The organism is Aestuariivita sp. (assembly GCF_049276915.1).
Taxonomy (GTDB): domain Bacteria; phylum Pseudomonadota; class Alphaproteobacteria; order Rhodobacterales; family Rhodobacteraceae; genus Aestuariivita.
In genome coordinates this window covers 1-14638 of record NZ_JBASXK010000009.1, presented here as the reverse complement: position 1 = coordinate 14638, position 14638 = coordinate 1, and the positions used below count along the sequence as shown (strand labels likewise).

15 protein-coding genes and 2 riboswitches are annotated in these 14638 nt (G+C 62.9%); of the genes, 10 read left to right on the top strand and 5 right to left on the bottom strand.

Annotated elements, in window-relative coordinates; translation table 11 throughout:
• Positions 1 to 199: 199 nt before the first annotated feature.
• Positions 200 to 1870 carry an ABC transporter permease gene (locus WAO69_RS00775; RefSeq protein ID WP_422175737.1) on the top strand — a complete coding sequence of 557 codons (1671 nt, stop codon included), beginning with the start codon at positions 200 to 202 and terminating at the stop codon, positions 1868 to 1870.
• 55 nt (positions 1871 to 1925) lie between these two features.
• Here WAO69_RS00775 and WAO69_RS00770 read toward each other — a convergent pair whose 3' ends face one another.
• Entirely contained in the window at positions 1926 to 2774 is an 849-nt protein-coding gene (locus tag WAO69_RS00770; protein ID WP_422175735.1) for a CobW family GTP-binding protein, read from the bottom strand.
• Positions 2774 to 3877, bottom strand: coding sequence for a chorismate synthase (aroC, locus tag WAO69_RS00765; protein ID WP_422175733.1), 1104 nt, complete (start codon positions 3875 to 3877; stop codon positions 2774 to 2776). Before aroC ends, WAO69_RS00770 begins: the two co-directional genes overlap by 1 nt.
• Positions 3878 to 4019: 142 nt before the next feature.
• Positions 4020 to 4122, top strand: a riboswitch (TPP riboswitch).
• A 35-nt stretch (positions 4123 to 4157) separates the two neighbouring features.
• Between aroC and thiB the strand changes: the two genes are divergently transcribed.
• Genes thiB through WAO69_RS00750 form a run of 3 tightly spaced genes read left to right on the top strand, consistent with a single transcriptional unit; the run spans position 4158 to position 7349 of the window.
• Positions 4158 to 5135 carry a thiamine ABC transporter substrate binding subunit gene (thiB, locus tag WAO69_RS00760; protein WP_422175731.1) on the top strand — a complete coding sequence of 326 codons (978 nt, stop codon included), beginning with the start codon at positions 4158 to 4160 and terminating at the stop codon, positions 5133 to 5135.
• Positions 5111 to 6667 carry a thiamine/thiamine pyrophosphate ABC transporter permease ThiP gene (locus tag WAO69_RS00755; RefSeq protein ID WP_422175729.1) on the top strand — a complete coding sequence of 519 codons (1557 nt, stop codon included), beginning with the start codon at positions 5111 to 5113 and terminating at the stop codon, positions 6665 to 6667. Before thiB ends, WAO69_RS00755 begins: the two co-directional genes overlap by 25 nt.
• Positions 6654 to 7349 carry an ATP-binding cassette domain-containing protein gene (locus tag WAO69_RS00750; protein WP_422175761.1) on the top strand — a complete coding sequence of 232 codons (696 nt, stop codon included), beginning with the start codon at positions 6654 to 6656 and terminating at the stop codon, positions 7347 to 7349. Before WAO69_RS00755 ends, WAO69_RS00750 begins: the two co-directional genes overlap by 14 nt.
• On the opposite strand, the gene WAO69_RS00745 is transcribed toward WAO69_RS00750, so the two are convergent.
• Both WAO69_RS00745 and WAO69_RS00740 read right to left on the bottom strand, forming a co-directional pair.
• Complete coding sequence (locus tag WAO69_RS00745; RefSeq protein WP_422175727.1) at positions 7334 to 8176, bottom strand: lysophospholipid acyltransferase family protein; 843 nt, start codon at positions 8174 to 8176, stop codon at positions 7334 to 7336. The genes WAO69_RS00750 and WAO69_RS00745 overlap by 16 nt on opposite strands.
• Before the next feature lie 170 nt (positions 8177 to 8346).
• Complete coding sequence (locus WAO69_RS00740; RefSeq protein ID WP_422175725.1) at positions 8347 to 8784, bottom strand: 6,7-dimethyl-8-ribityllumazine synthase; 438 nt, start codon at positions 8782 to 8784, stop codon at positions 8347 to 8349.
• 85 nt (positions 8785 to 8869) lie between these two features.
• A riboswitch (FMN riboswitch) is annotated at positions 8870 to 9013 on the bottom strand.
• Positions 9014 to 9077: 64 nt separating this feature from the next.
• Between WAO69_RS00740 and WAO69_RS00735 the strand changes: the two genes are divergently transcribed.
• From WAO69_RS00735 to WAO69_RS00715, 5 genes are all read left to right on the top strand, one after another.
• A complete protein-coding gene (locus WAO69_RS00735) occupies positions 9078 to 9713 on the top strand; it encodes an FMN-binding negative transcriptional regulator (protein ID WP_422175723.1) in 636 nt (211 codons plus the stop codon).
• Positions 9714 to 9832: 119 nt separating this feature from the next.
• Positions 9833 to 10438 (top strand): glutathione S-transferase, encoded by a 606-nt coding sequence (locus WAO69_RS00730; RefSeq protein WP_422175721.1) that lies wholly within the window; start codon positions 9833 to 9835, stop codon positions 10436 to 10438.
• Positions 10439 to 10682: 244 nt separating this feature from the next.
• On the top strand, positions 10683 to 11243 hold the full coding sequence (petA, locus tag WAO69_RS00725; protein ID WP_422175719.1) for a ubiquinol-cytochrome c reductase iron-sulfur subunit: 561 nt from the start codon (positions 10683 to 10685) through the stop codon (positions 11241 to 11243).
• Between the two features lie 12 nt (positions 11244 to 11255).
• Complete coding sequence (petB, locus tag WAO69_RS00720; protein ID WP_422175717.1) at positions 11256 to 12584, top strand: cytochrome b; 1329 nt, start codon at positions 11256 to 11258, stop codon at positions 12582 to 12584.
• Between the two features lie 15 nt (positions 12585 to 12599).
• Positions 12600 to 13391, top strand: a complete 792-nt coding sequence (locus tag WAO69_RS00715) for a cytochrome c1 (RefSeq protein ID WP_422175715.1) — start codon at positions 12600 to 12602, stop codon at positions 13389 to 13391.
• A gap of 280 nt (positions 13392 to 13671) precedes the next feature.
• On the opposite strand, the gene WAO69_RS00710 is transcribed toward WAO69_RS00715, so the two are convergent.
• Positions 13672 to 14262 (bottom strand): TetR/AcrR family transcriptional regulator, encoded by a 591-nt coding sequence (locus tag WAO69_RS00710; protein WP_422175713.1) that lies wholly within the window; start codon positions 14260 to 14262, stop codon positions 13672 to 13674.
• A 152-nt stretch (positions 14263 to 14414) separates the two neighbouring features.
• Between WAO69_RS00710 and WAO69_RS00705 the strand changes: the two genes are divergently transcribed.
• Positions 14415 to 14638: monooxygenase family protein (locus WAO69_RS00705; RefSeq protein ID WP_422175711.1), on the top strand; the 224-nt coding region annotated here is incomplete at its 3' end.

Below are 14638 nucleotides of genomic sequence, written 5' to 3'. Positions count from 1 at the left end.
GCGGAGGATCGAGGGGCCAGCCCCTCAAACTCCCCGCCGGTATTTTCGGCAAGAAGAAGCACGGGGCCGGGATCTGGCCTGTGCCGGCTCTCTCCCATGGCCGGGGCGGTGTGATGGCGGTTAGCTCTGGAAACCCGAGTGAAAAGCTTGGATAAGGCAGGGGCCGGAACGATCATACCGATAACAAGGATTGCCCCCGTTGACAGATGTCCCCGAGTTTGCCGCGCATGCCACGCGCCGCCATACCTCTGGCGGGGCGCGGGCGCTGGCGGTTCTGGCCTATCTGGTCGCGGCGATCTGCATCTTGCCGATGCTGGCGGTGGTCGTGGCCTCGGTGTCCGGTGGCACCGAGACGATCTCGCATCTGATGGATACCGTGCTGGGGCGCTATGCGTTCAATACCTTCGCCCTGGTGGGCCTGGTGGCAACGGGGGCCTTTGCGGTCGGGGTCGGGGCGGCCTGGCTTGTGACCATGACGCGCTTTCCCGGGGCGCGGGTTCTGGAGGTGGCGCTGGTGCTGCCGCTGGCCTTTCCGGCCTATGTGCTGGCCTATGCCTATACCCATGTTCTGGATCACCCGGGCGTTGTGCAATCCAGCTTGCGCGATCTGATGGGCTGGGGGCCGCGCGATTACTGGTTCCCGGAGATCCGGTCTCTGGGGGGTGCGGCGATGATGTTGACGCTGGTGCTGTATCCTTATGTGTATCTTCTGGCGCGGGCGGCGTTCCTGCAGCAGAGCGCGACCGCCTTCCTGGCGGCGCGGGCCCTGGGCAAGACGGCCTGGCAGGCGTTTTTCAAGGTGAGCCTGCCGATGGCGCGCCCGGCCATCGCGGGTGGGGTGTTGCTGGCGGTGATGGAGACGATCGCGGATTTCGGCACGGTGGCCTATTTCGGGGTGCAGACGCTGGCGACCGGGATCTATACCAGCTGGTTTTCCCTGGCGGACCGGGCCGGGGCGGCGCAGCTGGCCCTGTGCCTGCTGGCCTTCGCCTTGTTGCTGGCGGTTCTGGAGCGCTATCAGCGCGGCGATGCGCGCTATCATGACGCTGGCAAACGCCGTCAGAGCATGCCCCGGATCGAGCTGCGCGGGTGGCGCGCGGCCCTGGCTTCGGGGCTGTGCGCGGTGCCGGTGGTGTTCGGCTGCCTGTTGCCCGCGATTGTCCTGTTCGAGATGGGGCTTGGTTCGGAGCAGGATCTGCTGAGCCGGCGCTATATCGGGTTCATTCAGAATTCGCTGATATTGGCCGGGTCGGCCGCGCTGCTGACGGTGTCGGCCGCGATTGCGGTCGGGTTTTACCAGCGGCTGCGCCCGGGTCCGCGATCGGCGGCGGCGGGCTATGCGGCGCGGCTGGGCTATGCGGTGCCCGGGGGTGTGATCGCGGTGGGGCTGATTGTGCCCTTTGCGGCTTTTGACAATGCGCTGGATGCCTGGATGCGCGCGCGCTTTGATTACTCGACCGGGTTGCTGATCACCGGGTCGATCTGGTTGCTGGTCGGAGCCTATATGGTGCGCTTTCTGGCGGCGGCGCTGGGGGCCTATGAGGGCGGGCAAAGCACGGTGCATGCCAATATGGACGCGGCGGCCCGGTCGCTGGGGCAGACGCCGATCGGGACCTTGCGGCGGGTACATCTGCCGATCCTGACGCCCAGCCTGCTGACGGCGCTTCTGATCGTCTTTGTCGATGTGATGAAGGAGCTGCCCGCGACGCTGATCATGCGCCCGTTCAACTTTGATACGCTTGCGGTGCAGGCCTATCGGCTGGCCAGCGATGAGCGGCTTGAGGGGGCGGCGGTGCCCTCGCTGGTGATCGTGGCTGTCGGCTTGTTGCCGGTGATCCTGATCTGTCGGCAGGTCGGGCGGCAGCGCTGAGCGCGGGAGCCTCCGGCGGGGATATTTCGGGCAAGATGAAGGGGGCGGGCCCGGTCTAGGCCTGCCACCAGTGGGCGATCTGATCCCGGGTGATACGCTCGGCCAGACCCAGGGCGACAAGGCGGGTGCGGTCTGTCTGGGCGCGCCGCGCCGAGACATACTGGCCGACGATATGGACCTCGTAGCCTCCGTCATCGGTCAGGATGAACCCCTTGAGGCGATAGAGACCTGCGGGGCGGTTGTCGAGCTTGTCTGCCAGGGCGGCGCGGCTGACGGGCTGATCGCTGTCGTGTTGCCAGCTTGCATAGGCCGGGTGGGCGGCTGCGGCATGGCCTTTGGGCAGGGGCGTGATGCCCAGCAGGAGCGGGGCGATCGGGCTGTCGTCCAGAAGGCGCGGGTTGCGCGGCTTGAGGGCGGGCAATGCGTCGGGGATGCGGTCTGTCCTGGTGATCAGCACCAGGTCCGCCGCGGTGATTTGCCGGCTGACCTGGGGCGCGGTGCCTGCGTCCTGCATCAGGGCGGGGAAGTTCGCCCCATCCACCAGGGTGATGATGCCGCCGTAGCTGAGCGCGGGTTTGGCGATGGCTGCCTGTGCAATGGCTGCGGGATCCGCGACGCCGCTGGCTTCGACGATCAGGTGATCGGGGCGCGGTGTGCGGTCCAGCGCCTGATCCAGCGCCATGTGCAGATCGCTGCCCATCGTGCAGCAGATGCAGCCGTTGGTCAGGGTGATCGTGTCCCCGGACGCGCTGTCCAGCAGGTCGGCATCTATGTTGATCGCGCCGAAATCGTTGACGATCACCATCAGTCGCAAGCCATGGTCTTCGCCCAAAAGCCGGTTGATCAGAGTGGTCTTGCCGGCACCGAGATAGCCCGAGATGACGGTGATCGGCAGCGGGCTCATCACCCGATATGGCCCTGGTTTTCTCCGACCTGTCCGCGATGCATCAGCATGTGATCGAGGATCACGCAGGCCATCATCGCTTCGCCCACGGGGACGGCGCGGATACCCACGCAGGGGTCATGGCGGCCCTTGGTGATGATCTCGGTGGCCCTGCCGGATTTGGTGATGGTCTGGCGTGGCTGCAGGATCGAGGAGGTGGGTTTCACCGCAAAGCGCACCACAACGTCCTGCCCGGTGGAGATACCACCCAGGATGCCGCCGGAATGGTTCGAGCTGTAGACAGGCTTGCCGTCATTGCTCATGAAGATCTCATCCGCGTTCATCTCTCCGGTGAGCATCGCCGCGGACATGCCTTCGCCGATCTCGACACCCTTGACGGCGTTGATCGACATCATGGCTGCGGCCAGATCCGTGTCGAGCTTGCCATAGACCGGAGCGCCAAGGCCTGCCGGGACACCGCGCGCCACGACTTCGATCACCGCCCCGACCGAGCTGCCGGATTTGCGCAGACCATCCAGATAGTCCGCCCATGTCCCCGCCGCATCCGCATCCGGAACCCAGAACGGGTTCTGATCGATCTGATCCCAGTCGAACCTGGCACGGTCGATCTCATGGGCACCCATGCGCACCATATAGCCCGTGATCTCGATCCCCGGAGCCAGCGCCCGGATCGCTTCGCGCGCGAGGCCCCCTGCGGCAACACGGGCCGCGGTTTCGCGCGCCGACGAGCGTCCGCCGCCGCGATAATCCCGAATTCCGTATTTCTGCCAATAGGTGATATCGGCATGGCCGGGGCGGAATTTCTCGGCGATATCGCCATAATCCTTCGAGCGCTGATCGGTGTTCTCGATCATCAGCTGCACCGGCGTGCCGGTGGTCTTGCCCTCGAACACGCCCGAAAGGATTTTCACCTCATCCGCCTCGCGCCGCTGGGTGGTGTATTTGTTCTGTCCCGGTTTGCGCCGATCCAGCCAGTGCTGGATCATGCCCGCGTCAACGCTCACGCCCGGGGGGCAGCCATCGACCGTGGCCCCCAGGGCGGGCCCGTGGCTTTCGCCCCAGGTGGTGACGCGAAACATCCGTCCGAATGTGTTGAAGGACATGTGGCAATCTCCGAAAACAACTTAATGCGGCATAAGCGGCCCGCGCCTCGATTCCAAGGGGGGACCGCGCTCTTGGCTCTTTCTGGTCTCAAATACCCAAAGAAAGCGACACTTGCCCCGGTCCCCACATCCGCCTATATCCGAACCTACCTCGGGGTGCTTCCTGACCGAAGCTGAGATGCGCATGCGAACCCGTTGAACCTGAACCGGCTAGAACCGGCGGAGGGAAGGTACAGGACGCACGTCCTCCCTTGCCTGTCGCCGCAAAAGGAGGATGCCAATGAAGTATCTTGCATTTGCTGCGGGCGTTTTGAGTGTATCGGCTGTCTGGGCCGAGACACCTGAATTGACCGTTTACACCTATGACAGTTTCGTTTCCGACTGGGGCCCCGGCCCTGCGGTCGAGGCGGCGTTCGAAGAGACCTGCGGGTGCGATCTGAAATTCGTGGGCGCGGGCGACGGGGCGGCTTTGCTGGCGCGCCTCAAGCTGGAAGGCGCGCGCAGTGAGGCCGATGTCGTGCTGGGGCTCGACACCAATCTGACGGCGGCGGCGGCCGAGACCGGGCTGTTTGCGCCCCATGAGGTCAGTGCCGATTACGATCTGCCGATCGCATGGAGCGATCCCGTGTTCGTACCATTCGACTGGGGGTATTTTGCCTTTGTGCATAATGCCGATCTGGCCGCGCCATCGAATTTCCGCGCGCTGGCGGACAGCGATCTGAAGATCGTCATTCAGGATCCCCGCTCCTCGACGCCGGGTCTGGGTCTGCTGATGTGGGTCAAGACCGCCTATGGCGATGAGGCCCCTCAGATCTGGGAGGGCTTGTCGGACAATATCGTCACCGTGACCAAGGGCTGGTCCGAAGCCTATGGGCTGTTCCTTGAAGGCGAGGCGGATATGGTGCTGAGCTATACCACGTCGCCGGCCTATCATCTGATCGCCGAAGATGATCCTTCCCGGATGGCGGCGGCCTTTGACGAAGGCCATTACATGCAGATCGAGGTGGCCGGGAAACTGGCCTCGAGCGATCAGCCCGAGCTTGCGGATCAGTTCCTGCAGTTCATGGTTTCGGATGCCTTTCAGTCGGTGATCCCGACCACCAACTGGATGTATCCGGCGGTGACGCCCGAGGCGGGTCTGCCCGAGGGGTTTGACACGCTGATCACCCCGGCCAGCACTTTGCTGGTGCCTGCCGAGCAGGCGGCTGCGATCCGCGAGGTTGCCTTGGCCGAATGGCTGGGCGCGCTGAGCCAGTAAGCGCGGTCCCGGGCCATGTCGCCGCGGCGGGTGTCGCGGCGATTATCCTCGGGGCCCTGATCGCCGTCTTCTGGCGGGCCGAGGCCGGACAGGGTCTTGGCCCCTCTGACTGGGCGGCGATCCGGTTTACCGGCCTGCAGGCCATCCTGTCGGCCAGCCTCAGCGTGGTGCTGGCCATTCCGGTGGCGCGCGCCTTGGCGCGGCGGCAATTTCCGGGCCGGGCGGCTTTGGTGACCTTGCTGGGCGCGCCGTTCATTCTGCCGGTGATCGTGGCCGTGCTGGGGTTGCTGGCGGTGTTCGGGCGCAGTGGCTGGGTCAGTGAGGCTCTGGTCTGGGCGGGTTTGCCGCCCTTGCAGATCTATGGGCTGCATGGTGTCGTGCTGGCACATGTGTTTTTCAACCTGCCTCTGGCGACGCGGCTGATCCTGCAGGGCTGGCGCGATGTCCCGGCCGAGCAGTTTCGGCTGGCCGCACAACTGGGCTTTGGCCCGCGTGAGACCGCCCGGCGGATCGAATGGCCGATGCTGGCGCGCACGGTGCCCGGCGTCTGGGCCGTGATCTTTGCGATCTGTATCACCAGTTTTGCCGTGGCTCTGACCCTGGGCGGTGGCCCGCGCGCAACCACCGTGGAACTGGCGATCTATCAGGCGTTCTGGCTGGAGTTCGATCTGGGGCGGGCGGCGCTGCTGTCGGTTGTCCAGATCGTGCTGGCGGGATTGGCCGCGGCGATTGCCCTGCGCCTGACTCCGTTCGAAGGCCTGGGCGCGGGGCTGGACCGGGCGGCGCGGCGCTGGGATGTGTCGGCGGGTCGCCTGATCGCGCTGGATGCGATGCTGATCGCGCTGGCGGCCCTCTTCCTGCTGTTGCCGCTTGCCGCGATCGTGAGTGCGGGTCTGGGCGCGCTGGGCAGCCTGCCGGATCAGGTCTGGCGCGCGGCGGGTGTGTCGGTGGCCGTGGCGTTGGTCAGCACTGCCGTTCTGCTGGTTCTGGCGCTGCCGATGGCCTGGGCGATTGCCTCGGGGCGGGCCGGTGGTGTCGAGGTTGCCGGGATTTTGGGGCTGGCGGCGTCTCCGTTGGTGATCGGCACCGGGTTCTTCGTGATCCTGAACCCGGTGGTGAACCCGCAGGAGTTCGCGCTGGGGGTCACGGCGCTGGTCAATGCGCTGATGGCCTTGCCCTTCGCGCTGCGTATTCTGGTGCCCGGAGCGCGCGAAGTGGCGCGGGGCTATGGGCGTCTGGCGGTCTCGCTGGATATGCGGGGCTGGCCCTATCTGCGCCATGTGTTCCTGCCCCGGATGCGGGCGCGGATCGGCTTTGCCGCCGGGTTGACCGCGGCCTTGTCGATGGGGGATCTGGGGGTTGTGGTGTTGTTTGCCGATCCCGAGATGGCCACCTTGCCGTTGCAGATGTATCGCCTGATGGCGGCCTATCAGATGGAGACGGCGGCGGGTGCGGGGCTGGTCTTGCTGGTGCTGTCGCTGGTGCTGTTCTGGGGGTTTGATGCGGGAGGGCGGCGCGGTGCTCAGGCTTGACGGGGTGACATTCGAAAACGGGGCGTTCCGGCTGGACTGTGACCTGAGCATTCCGGCGGGGCGCAGGATCGCCGTGATGGGGCCCTCTGGTGCCGGGAAATCGACGCTGGTGAACGGGGTGGCGGGATTTCACGAGGCCGTGGCGGGGCGGATTTCCTGGCAAGGCACGGATATCACCGCCGATCCGCCGGGCAGGCGGCCCGTTGCCATGCTGTTTCAGGACGCCAACCTGTTTCCCCATCTGACGGTGCGCCAGAATGCCGGTCTGGGTGTGCGGCCCGATCTGAAGCTGTCTCAGGCCGACTGGAGCCGTGTCGATGCTGCCCTGGCGCGCGTCGGGCTGGCCGATCTGGGCGCGCGTCGGCCTGCCGAGCTGTCCGGTGGGCAGCAAAGCCGGGCCGCGCTGGCGCGTGTGCTCATGCAGGCGCGGCCCGTTCTGGTGCTGGACGAGCCGTTTTCGGCCCTTGGACCTGCGCTGAAAGCCGAGATGCTGGAGCTGGTTCAGACATTGGTCAGCGAGACCGGGGCGACGCTGTTGATGGTGACCCATGATCCGGCCGATGCGCGCCATATCGCCGAGGCTGTTGTTCTGGTAGCCGAGGGCCATGCGCATGCGCCGGTGGCGACCGCTGAGATCTTTGAACATCCACCCGAGGCGCTGCGGGCCTACCTGGGGTCCTGAGCGCCTTGCCAGCGGCGCAGCATCCAATACCATTGATCCGGTGTTTCGAGGATGCGCTTTGACAGGCTGGCGTTGAAGGCTTCGGTCATGGTGACGGCATCGCTCTGGGGGATGGGTTCTTCGAAATCGACGGCGAATTGGCCGCCTGTCCCGATCCGCGTGCCATAGGCCGGCACCAGAGGAACGTCGTATTTCAGCGCCAGCCGGGCCGCCGACAGAGAGGTCAGCGCGTTGTGACCCAGGAACGGCATGGAGACTCCATCGGCTGATTTCTCATCCAGCAGGATCGCCACGAATCCCCCCTGCCGCAGGTGGCGTACCAGTTCGCGCGTGCCCTTTTCGCCGGTCGAGAAGATCGGTTTGCCACCCGCCTCGATGCCCGCCAGAAGGCGGCGCTGGTAATGACGGTTTTTCTGGGGGCGATAGACCGCCCCGGTCTCGATCCCGCGGGAGCGCAGAACCGCGCGGATGGCTTCCCACTGGCCGAAATGGCCCGACACGATCACCGCGCCGCGGCCTGCGGCATGGGCCTCTTCCAGGGCCACGAGGCCGGGGCCCGTGGCCGAGAATTTATGCACGAGCGTCTGGAACTCGGCGCAGTGATAGATCTCATAGAGCGTCTGCCCCATGTTGCGACCCATGCTTTGGCCCAGTTCCAACCGATCGGAGCGCGCCATGTGTGGGAACACGCGCAACACCTCGCGATCGACACGCCGCGTTGCCGGTGGAAACCAGCGGATCACGCTTCCGATGAAGGTGCCAAGGGCGCGCGCACGCGCGCTGAAATCGCGCGACCTTGAGAAAGTCAGCGCGGTCAGAAGGGGCACGTAACGAAGGTGATGCCACAGAGTGACGAGAGGTCGGGAAAGCACCCGTGGTATATGGGGCCAATCCTATGCCATGCCAAGAGGAAAGAAACCGGTATCGGCGCGCATGACACAGCTGTGAGCAGGACGCGGGGCAGGCGGCGTCAGCGGGATCTGACGCCGCCCCCGGATCAGGCGGCGTTGAGAGCCCTGCGGGCCTGGGTGATCTGCAGTGCGGCTTGCGCCGCTTCGCGCCCTTTCTGGACGAAGTGGTCGCGATAGATCGCGTTGTGATGATCGGTTTCCTGATAGTGATGCGGTGTCAGCGAGACCGACAGCACGGGAACTCCGCTGTCCAGGCCTGCGCGCATCAGGCCATCGACAACGGCCTGGGCGACAAAGTCATGCCGATAGATGCCGCCATCCACCACGAAGGCCGCACAGGCCACGGCAGCGTATGTGCCGGTCCCGGCCAGATCGCGGGCCAGAAGCGGCATCTCGAAGGCACCGGGCACGTCGAAGACATCGACCTGATCCCGCGGGATCAGCTCAAGAAAACCATCCAGAGCGCGGTCGACGATATCGGCGTGCCAGCGCGCTTTGATGAAGGCGAAGCGGGTGTGTGTCATGTGGTATCCTCCTTGGTGTTCACAACACGTCACCCAAGGCGAATACGCATGCATTCCTGCCCACGGCCAGGCCGGGTCAGCATGCATACGGTCTCTTTCATCCGGACTGTAACCGTCGGCTCTGGCCTCTCACCAGATCTGCTGACACCCCGGTCGGGGCCGCTCGCGGGCTCATCGGACATGCCGATATACCGCCGGTGGGGAATTTCACCCCGCCCTGAGAACACAAGCATGGTTGCAAAGCCGCAGGCTGTTGGCAATAGCATCGCTGCGTCAGATCAAGGAGTGACAAGATGCATCCCAACCCGGTGTTTCATACGCAAGAGGCCAAGGCCAATCTGGCGTTTGCGCGGGCGCGTGCCTTTGGTGTGCTTGCGGTGGCGGCCGGCGACGCGGCACCGATGCTGTCGCATGTGCCGTTCCTTCTGGATGAGGACGGTGTGCTGGCCCATCTGCACCTGGTGCGTTCGAACCCCATTGCGCGTGCCCTGAAGGCGGGGGCCTTGCAGGCGCGCATCGCGGTGTCGGGGCCGGACAGCTATGTGTCGCCCGATTGGTATGGCGTCGAGGATCAGGTTCCGACATGGAACTATATCGCCGTGCATCTGACCGGCGTTCTGGAACTGCGGCCCCAGTCCGAGTTGCAGGCCTTGCTCGATCGCCAGTCGGCGCATTTCGAAGACCAGTTGCTGCCCAAGACGCCGTGGACATCTGCCAAGATGTCGGAGGGTGTGATGGACAGCATGATGCGCCAGATCGTGCCCTGCACCATGCGGTTGAGCGATGTGGATGGCACATGGAAGATGAACCAGAACAAGCCGGATGACGTGCGGCTGCGCGCGGCCGATCAGGTTGCGTTTCATGCCATGGGCTTGGACACCGGGCGTCTGGCAGAGCTGACACGGGGCATTTACAAGGGCGATTCATAGGCGCGTCGCACAGCGGATGCCGCGCGATCGCGCGTATTTTGTGTGCGGATGCCCAAAACAGCCTCTACCCTTCGGGCGATCCCGGGCTTAGGGTCGCGGCGATAAAGGGAGAAATCACAATGAAACTCATGATGGCAGCGCCCTCGCCGTTTGTGCGCAAGGTCCGTGTTCTGGTCCGTGAGGCCGGTATGACGGATCAGGTTGAAGAGGTCGAGATCCTGGTCTCTCCCTCGGCTGCGCCGGATGATCTGCTGGCGGCCAACCCGCTGGGCAAGATCCCGGCCCTGGTGCGCGAATATGGCCCCACCCTGTACGACAGCCGGGTGATTTGCCGGTTTCTGAACGACCGGGCCAAGGCGGCGTTTTATCCCGAGGCGCGGCTTTGGGAAGTTCTGACGCTGGAGGCCACCGCAGACGGCATCATGGATGCCGCCATACTGATGGTCTATGAGACGCGGTTTCGCGAAGAGGGCCAGCGCTCGCAGCCATGGGTCGATGCGCAATGGGCCAAGGTGGACCGGGCGCTTTCGGCGCTGGAAAGCCGCTGGATCAGCCATCTGGCCGGCTCTGTCGATATGGGTCAGATCGCGCTGGGCTGTGCGTTGGGTTATCTTGATTTCCGGCATGCGGATCGCAACTGGCGCGAGGGGCGGCCGCAGCTGGCGGCATGGTTTGCCGAATTCGAATCGCGTGACAGTATGCAGGCGACGCGGCCCGCGGCTTAACCGTTCTGCAAGCTCTTGGGGTCTAAAGGGCTTTTGTTGTAGTACGGACCGCCTGGCGGCCAAGTTTATGGCATTCAAATCGGCATGAGAGCGACGGGGTGACGCACCTGCGACCTCATGCACAGCATTGTTGACTGGACGACCCTGAGTCACGCCGCTAAATAGCCGCCCGAGGGGTTGCATCCAACAGGTGTGGCCTGACGTCATATTTGGCCTGAGACGGCCCTGAAATGGAGTAAACCTCGTGTCGCACGCAGAAGACCACGAAGGCACCCGTAGGGATTTCCTCTACTACGCTACCGCAGGAGCAGGTGCAGTGACCGCAGGGGCCGCCATATGGCCACTTGTAAACCAGATGAACCCATCCGCGGATGTGCAGGCTCTTTCCTCCATCCGTGTGGATGTCTCGGCTGTTGAGCCGGGCACGCAGATCAGCGTCAAATTCCTGGGCAAGCCGGTGTTCATTCGCCGCCGTACGCAGGAAGAGATCGACGAAGGCCGCGCGGTCGAGGTGAGCGATCTGCCGGATGGCGATGCGCGCAATGCCAATCTTGGCGACGTGCCCGCGCTGGACCAGAACCGCACGCTGGATGAAGCGGGCGAATGGCTGGTGATGATGGGTGTGTGTACACACCTGGGCTGTGTGCCTCTGGGTGACGGCGCTGGCGATTTCAACGGCTGGTTCTGCCCGTGCCATGGCTCGCACTATGACACGGCAGGTCGCATCCGTCGCGGCCCGGCACCTGAGAACCTTCCTGTGCCCGAGGCTCTCTTCGTCGACGACACAACGATCCAACTAGGATAAGGAAACAGACGCATGGCTGGAATTCCGCACGACCATTACGAGCCAGGCTCGAACGCCGAGAAGTGGCTGCACAAGCGCCTTCCGATCGTTGGCCTGATGTATGACACCATCATGATCCCCACACCCAAGAACCTGAACTGGATGTGGATCTGGGGGATCGTTCTGACCTTCTGTCTGGTGTTGCAGATTGTTACCGGCATCGTGCTGGTGATGCATTACACGCCGCATGTCGACATGGCCTTTGCCTCGGTCGAACATATCATGCGCAACGTGAATGGCGGGCATATGCTGCGTTACTTGCACCAGAACGGCGCGTCGCTGTTCTTCGTGGCGGTTTATGCGCATATCCTGCGTGGCCTCTATTACGGGTCCTACAAGGCCCCGCGTGAGATCACGTGGATCATCGGCATGCTGATTTACCTGCTGATGATGGCCACGGCCTTCATGGGCTATGTGCTGCCCTGGGGTCAGATGTCCTTCTGGGGTGCGACCGTCATCACCGGCCTGTTCGGCGCGATCCCGTTTGTGGGCGATGCGCTGCAGACATGGCTGCTGGGCGGACCGGCGGTGGATAATGCCACACTGACGCGCTTCTTCTCGCTGCATTACCTGCTGCCCTTCGTGATTGCCGGCCTTGTGATCGTCCATATCTGGGCCTTCCACACCACCGGCAACAACAACCCGACCGGGGTCGAAGTGCGCCGCGGATCGAAGGAAGAAGCCGAGAAAGACACCCTGCCGTTCTGGCCCTATTTCGTGATCAAGGATCTGTTTGCCCTTGCGGTGATCCTTGCGGTGTTCTGGGCGGTTGTGGGCTTCATGCCGAACTATCTGGGCCACCCGGACAACTATATCGAGGCGAACCCGCTGGTGACACCTGCACATATCGTGCCGGAATGGTACTTCCTGCCGTTCTACGCGATCCTGCGGGCCTTTGACACGGATGTCTGGATCGTTATCGCGGCCGACTTCCTGACCGGTGGTATCGTCGACGCCAAGTTCTTCGGGGTTCTGGCCATGTTCGGTGCGATCGTCGTCATGGCGCTGGCCCCCTGGCTGGATACGTCGTCGGTGCGCTCGGGTCGGTATCGTCCGATGTTCAAGTGGTGGTTCTGGCTGTTCGTGGTGAACTTCTTCGTGCTGATGTGGGTGGGTGCGATGCCTGCCGAGGGGATCTATCCATACATCTCTCTCATCGCTTCGACATACTGGTTCGCCTACTTCCTGGTGATCTTGCCGCTGTTGGGTGTGATCGAGAAGCCGGATCCGCAGCCTGAGACCATCGAAGAAGACTTCGAGGCCCATTACGGCAAGGCGGGCGACGCCACGCCGGCTGAATAAGAAGGATCGAGAACAATGATCAAGACTCTTACGATCAGTGCAGTCACGGCATTTGCCCTGAGTGCCGGGTCCGTCTTTGCCGCGGGTGCGGCTGGCCATGTCGAAGATTTCGACTTCTCGTTCGAGGGGCCTTTCGGGACCTTCGATCAGAACCAGCTTCAGCGCGGATTGCAGATCTATACCGAGGTCTGCGCAGCCTGCCACGGCCTGCAGCATGTGCCTTTGCGCACGCTGGCGGATGAAGGCGGGCCCAACCTGCCAGCCGATCAGGTTCGTGCCTATGCTGCGGACAACTTCGAAGTATTCGATCCCGAGCTGGACGATTTCCGCCCAGCAACGCCGAACGATCACTTTCCGCACTCGAACCTGGAAAAAGCACCTGACCTGAGCCTGATGGCAAAGGGACGTGCCGGTTTCCATGGCCCCTATGGCCTGGGTCTGAACCAGTTGTTCAAGGGCATGGGCGGAGCCGAGTATATCGCATCGCTGCTGACTGAATACACAGGTGAGGAAAAGGAAGAGGCTGGCGTAATCCTTTATGAGAACAAATCCTTCCCCGGTGGCTGGATCTCGATGGCACCGCCCTTGTACGATGAGCAGGTGGAGTTTGCCGATGGCCACTCCAACACCGTGCATCACATGGCGCAGGACGTGGCCGCATTCCTGATGTGGACGGCTGAACCCAAGATGATGGCACGCAAGCAGGCGGGCTTTATCGGGGTTGTGTTCCTGACGATCCTGTCAGTCCTGCTGTACCTGACCAACAAGCGCATCTGGGCTCCGGTCAAGGGCAAGAAATCGGCCTAAACCCAAGGCCTGTTAGAAACACAAAACCCGCGCCAAACCGGCGCGGGTTTTTTTTGGCCTCGGGCTGGAAAGCGGATGCCGCAGGCATGGTCCTTTGCCCCATCGCGAGTGGGCAGGTATCGAGGCTTGGGGCCTGTGCATGGGACGCAAGCCCGCCTATGCCTCCTCGGCCAGGACCGATGACGGAGTTACGCATGATGCGGGCGTTCGCTTTCTTTTGCCAAGCTCCGGGCTGACGCAAATTCCCATCTGTCCGCCTGGTCTGCCGGTGAAGCAAAGACTATGAAATGGACGCCATGGCGTTCTCGCATATGGCACGGCTGACGTGATCGAAGTGCGACGTGCCGGGGCCCAAACCGGCGTTGGCAAGCTTGGAGAACCCATGCACGACGCTCCAGAGCGTGAAAATATGAACCTCAACGTTGGTCTTGGGGTCCAGCCGCCTGATCGCGCGGACAAGAATGTCATATGCCCCACGCCCTTCTTCGGATGCGCCTGACATTCCCTCACCTGTGTAGCGGCCAGCAATGTCGAACATCATCTGGAAAACATGGGGCCTGTCGACGGCATATCGAATGTATGCCAATCCAATCTGAACCAATGCTTCTTTCGGGTCTCTGTCCTTGAACTGGGCTTCGGCTGTCTCCATCGCAGTCGAAAGCTCTGAGAACGCCCTGTTCGCCAAATGCCCCAAGAGATCTTCCCTGGACTTGAAGTGGCGATAGACTGCCGCAGGATCGACGCCCGCTTCGCGCGCGCAGCTGCGCAAGCTTAACTTGTCCGCGCCACTCTGGCGAACTTTCTCCCATGCGATACGAGTAATTTGTTCGGGCAGGTCACCGTGATGGTAGTTCAATTTTTTGCCACTCATATCAACACTGTTGACATGGACGCAATTCGGCGTCAAGAATGTCAACAGTGTTGATATTAGAGAGTGACCGTTGTGACTGATTTGTATGAAAGTCCCGTTTTCACCAGTTCGCATGGGCAAGCACGCTGATGGGGCAGGTGTTGGCCGACCGAATGAGTGCGAAAATCGAAGGGGATTTCGTCGTTTTCCTGATCGGCATGCGCATCAACAAATGGTGGAAGATCCGTAAATGGGGGTCTGCTGCTTTTGCCATGTTGCGGATGCATCGGGAACTCAAGATCTTGCCGGTCGAAAAAACAGGGTGTCTGGAGTCGCTTCTGATTTCGCCGCGCTTGACCGTGCAGTATTGGCGCAGCTTCGATCATCTGGAAGCCTA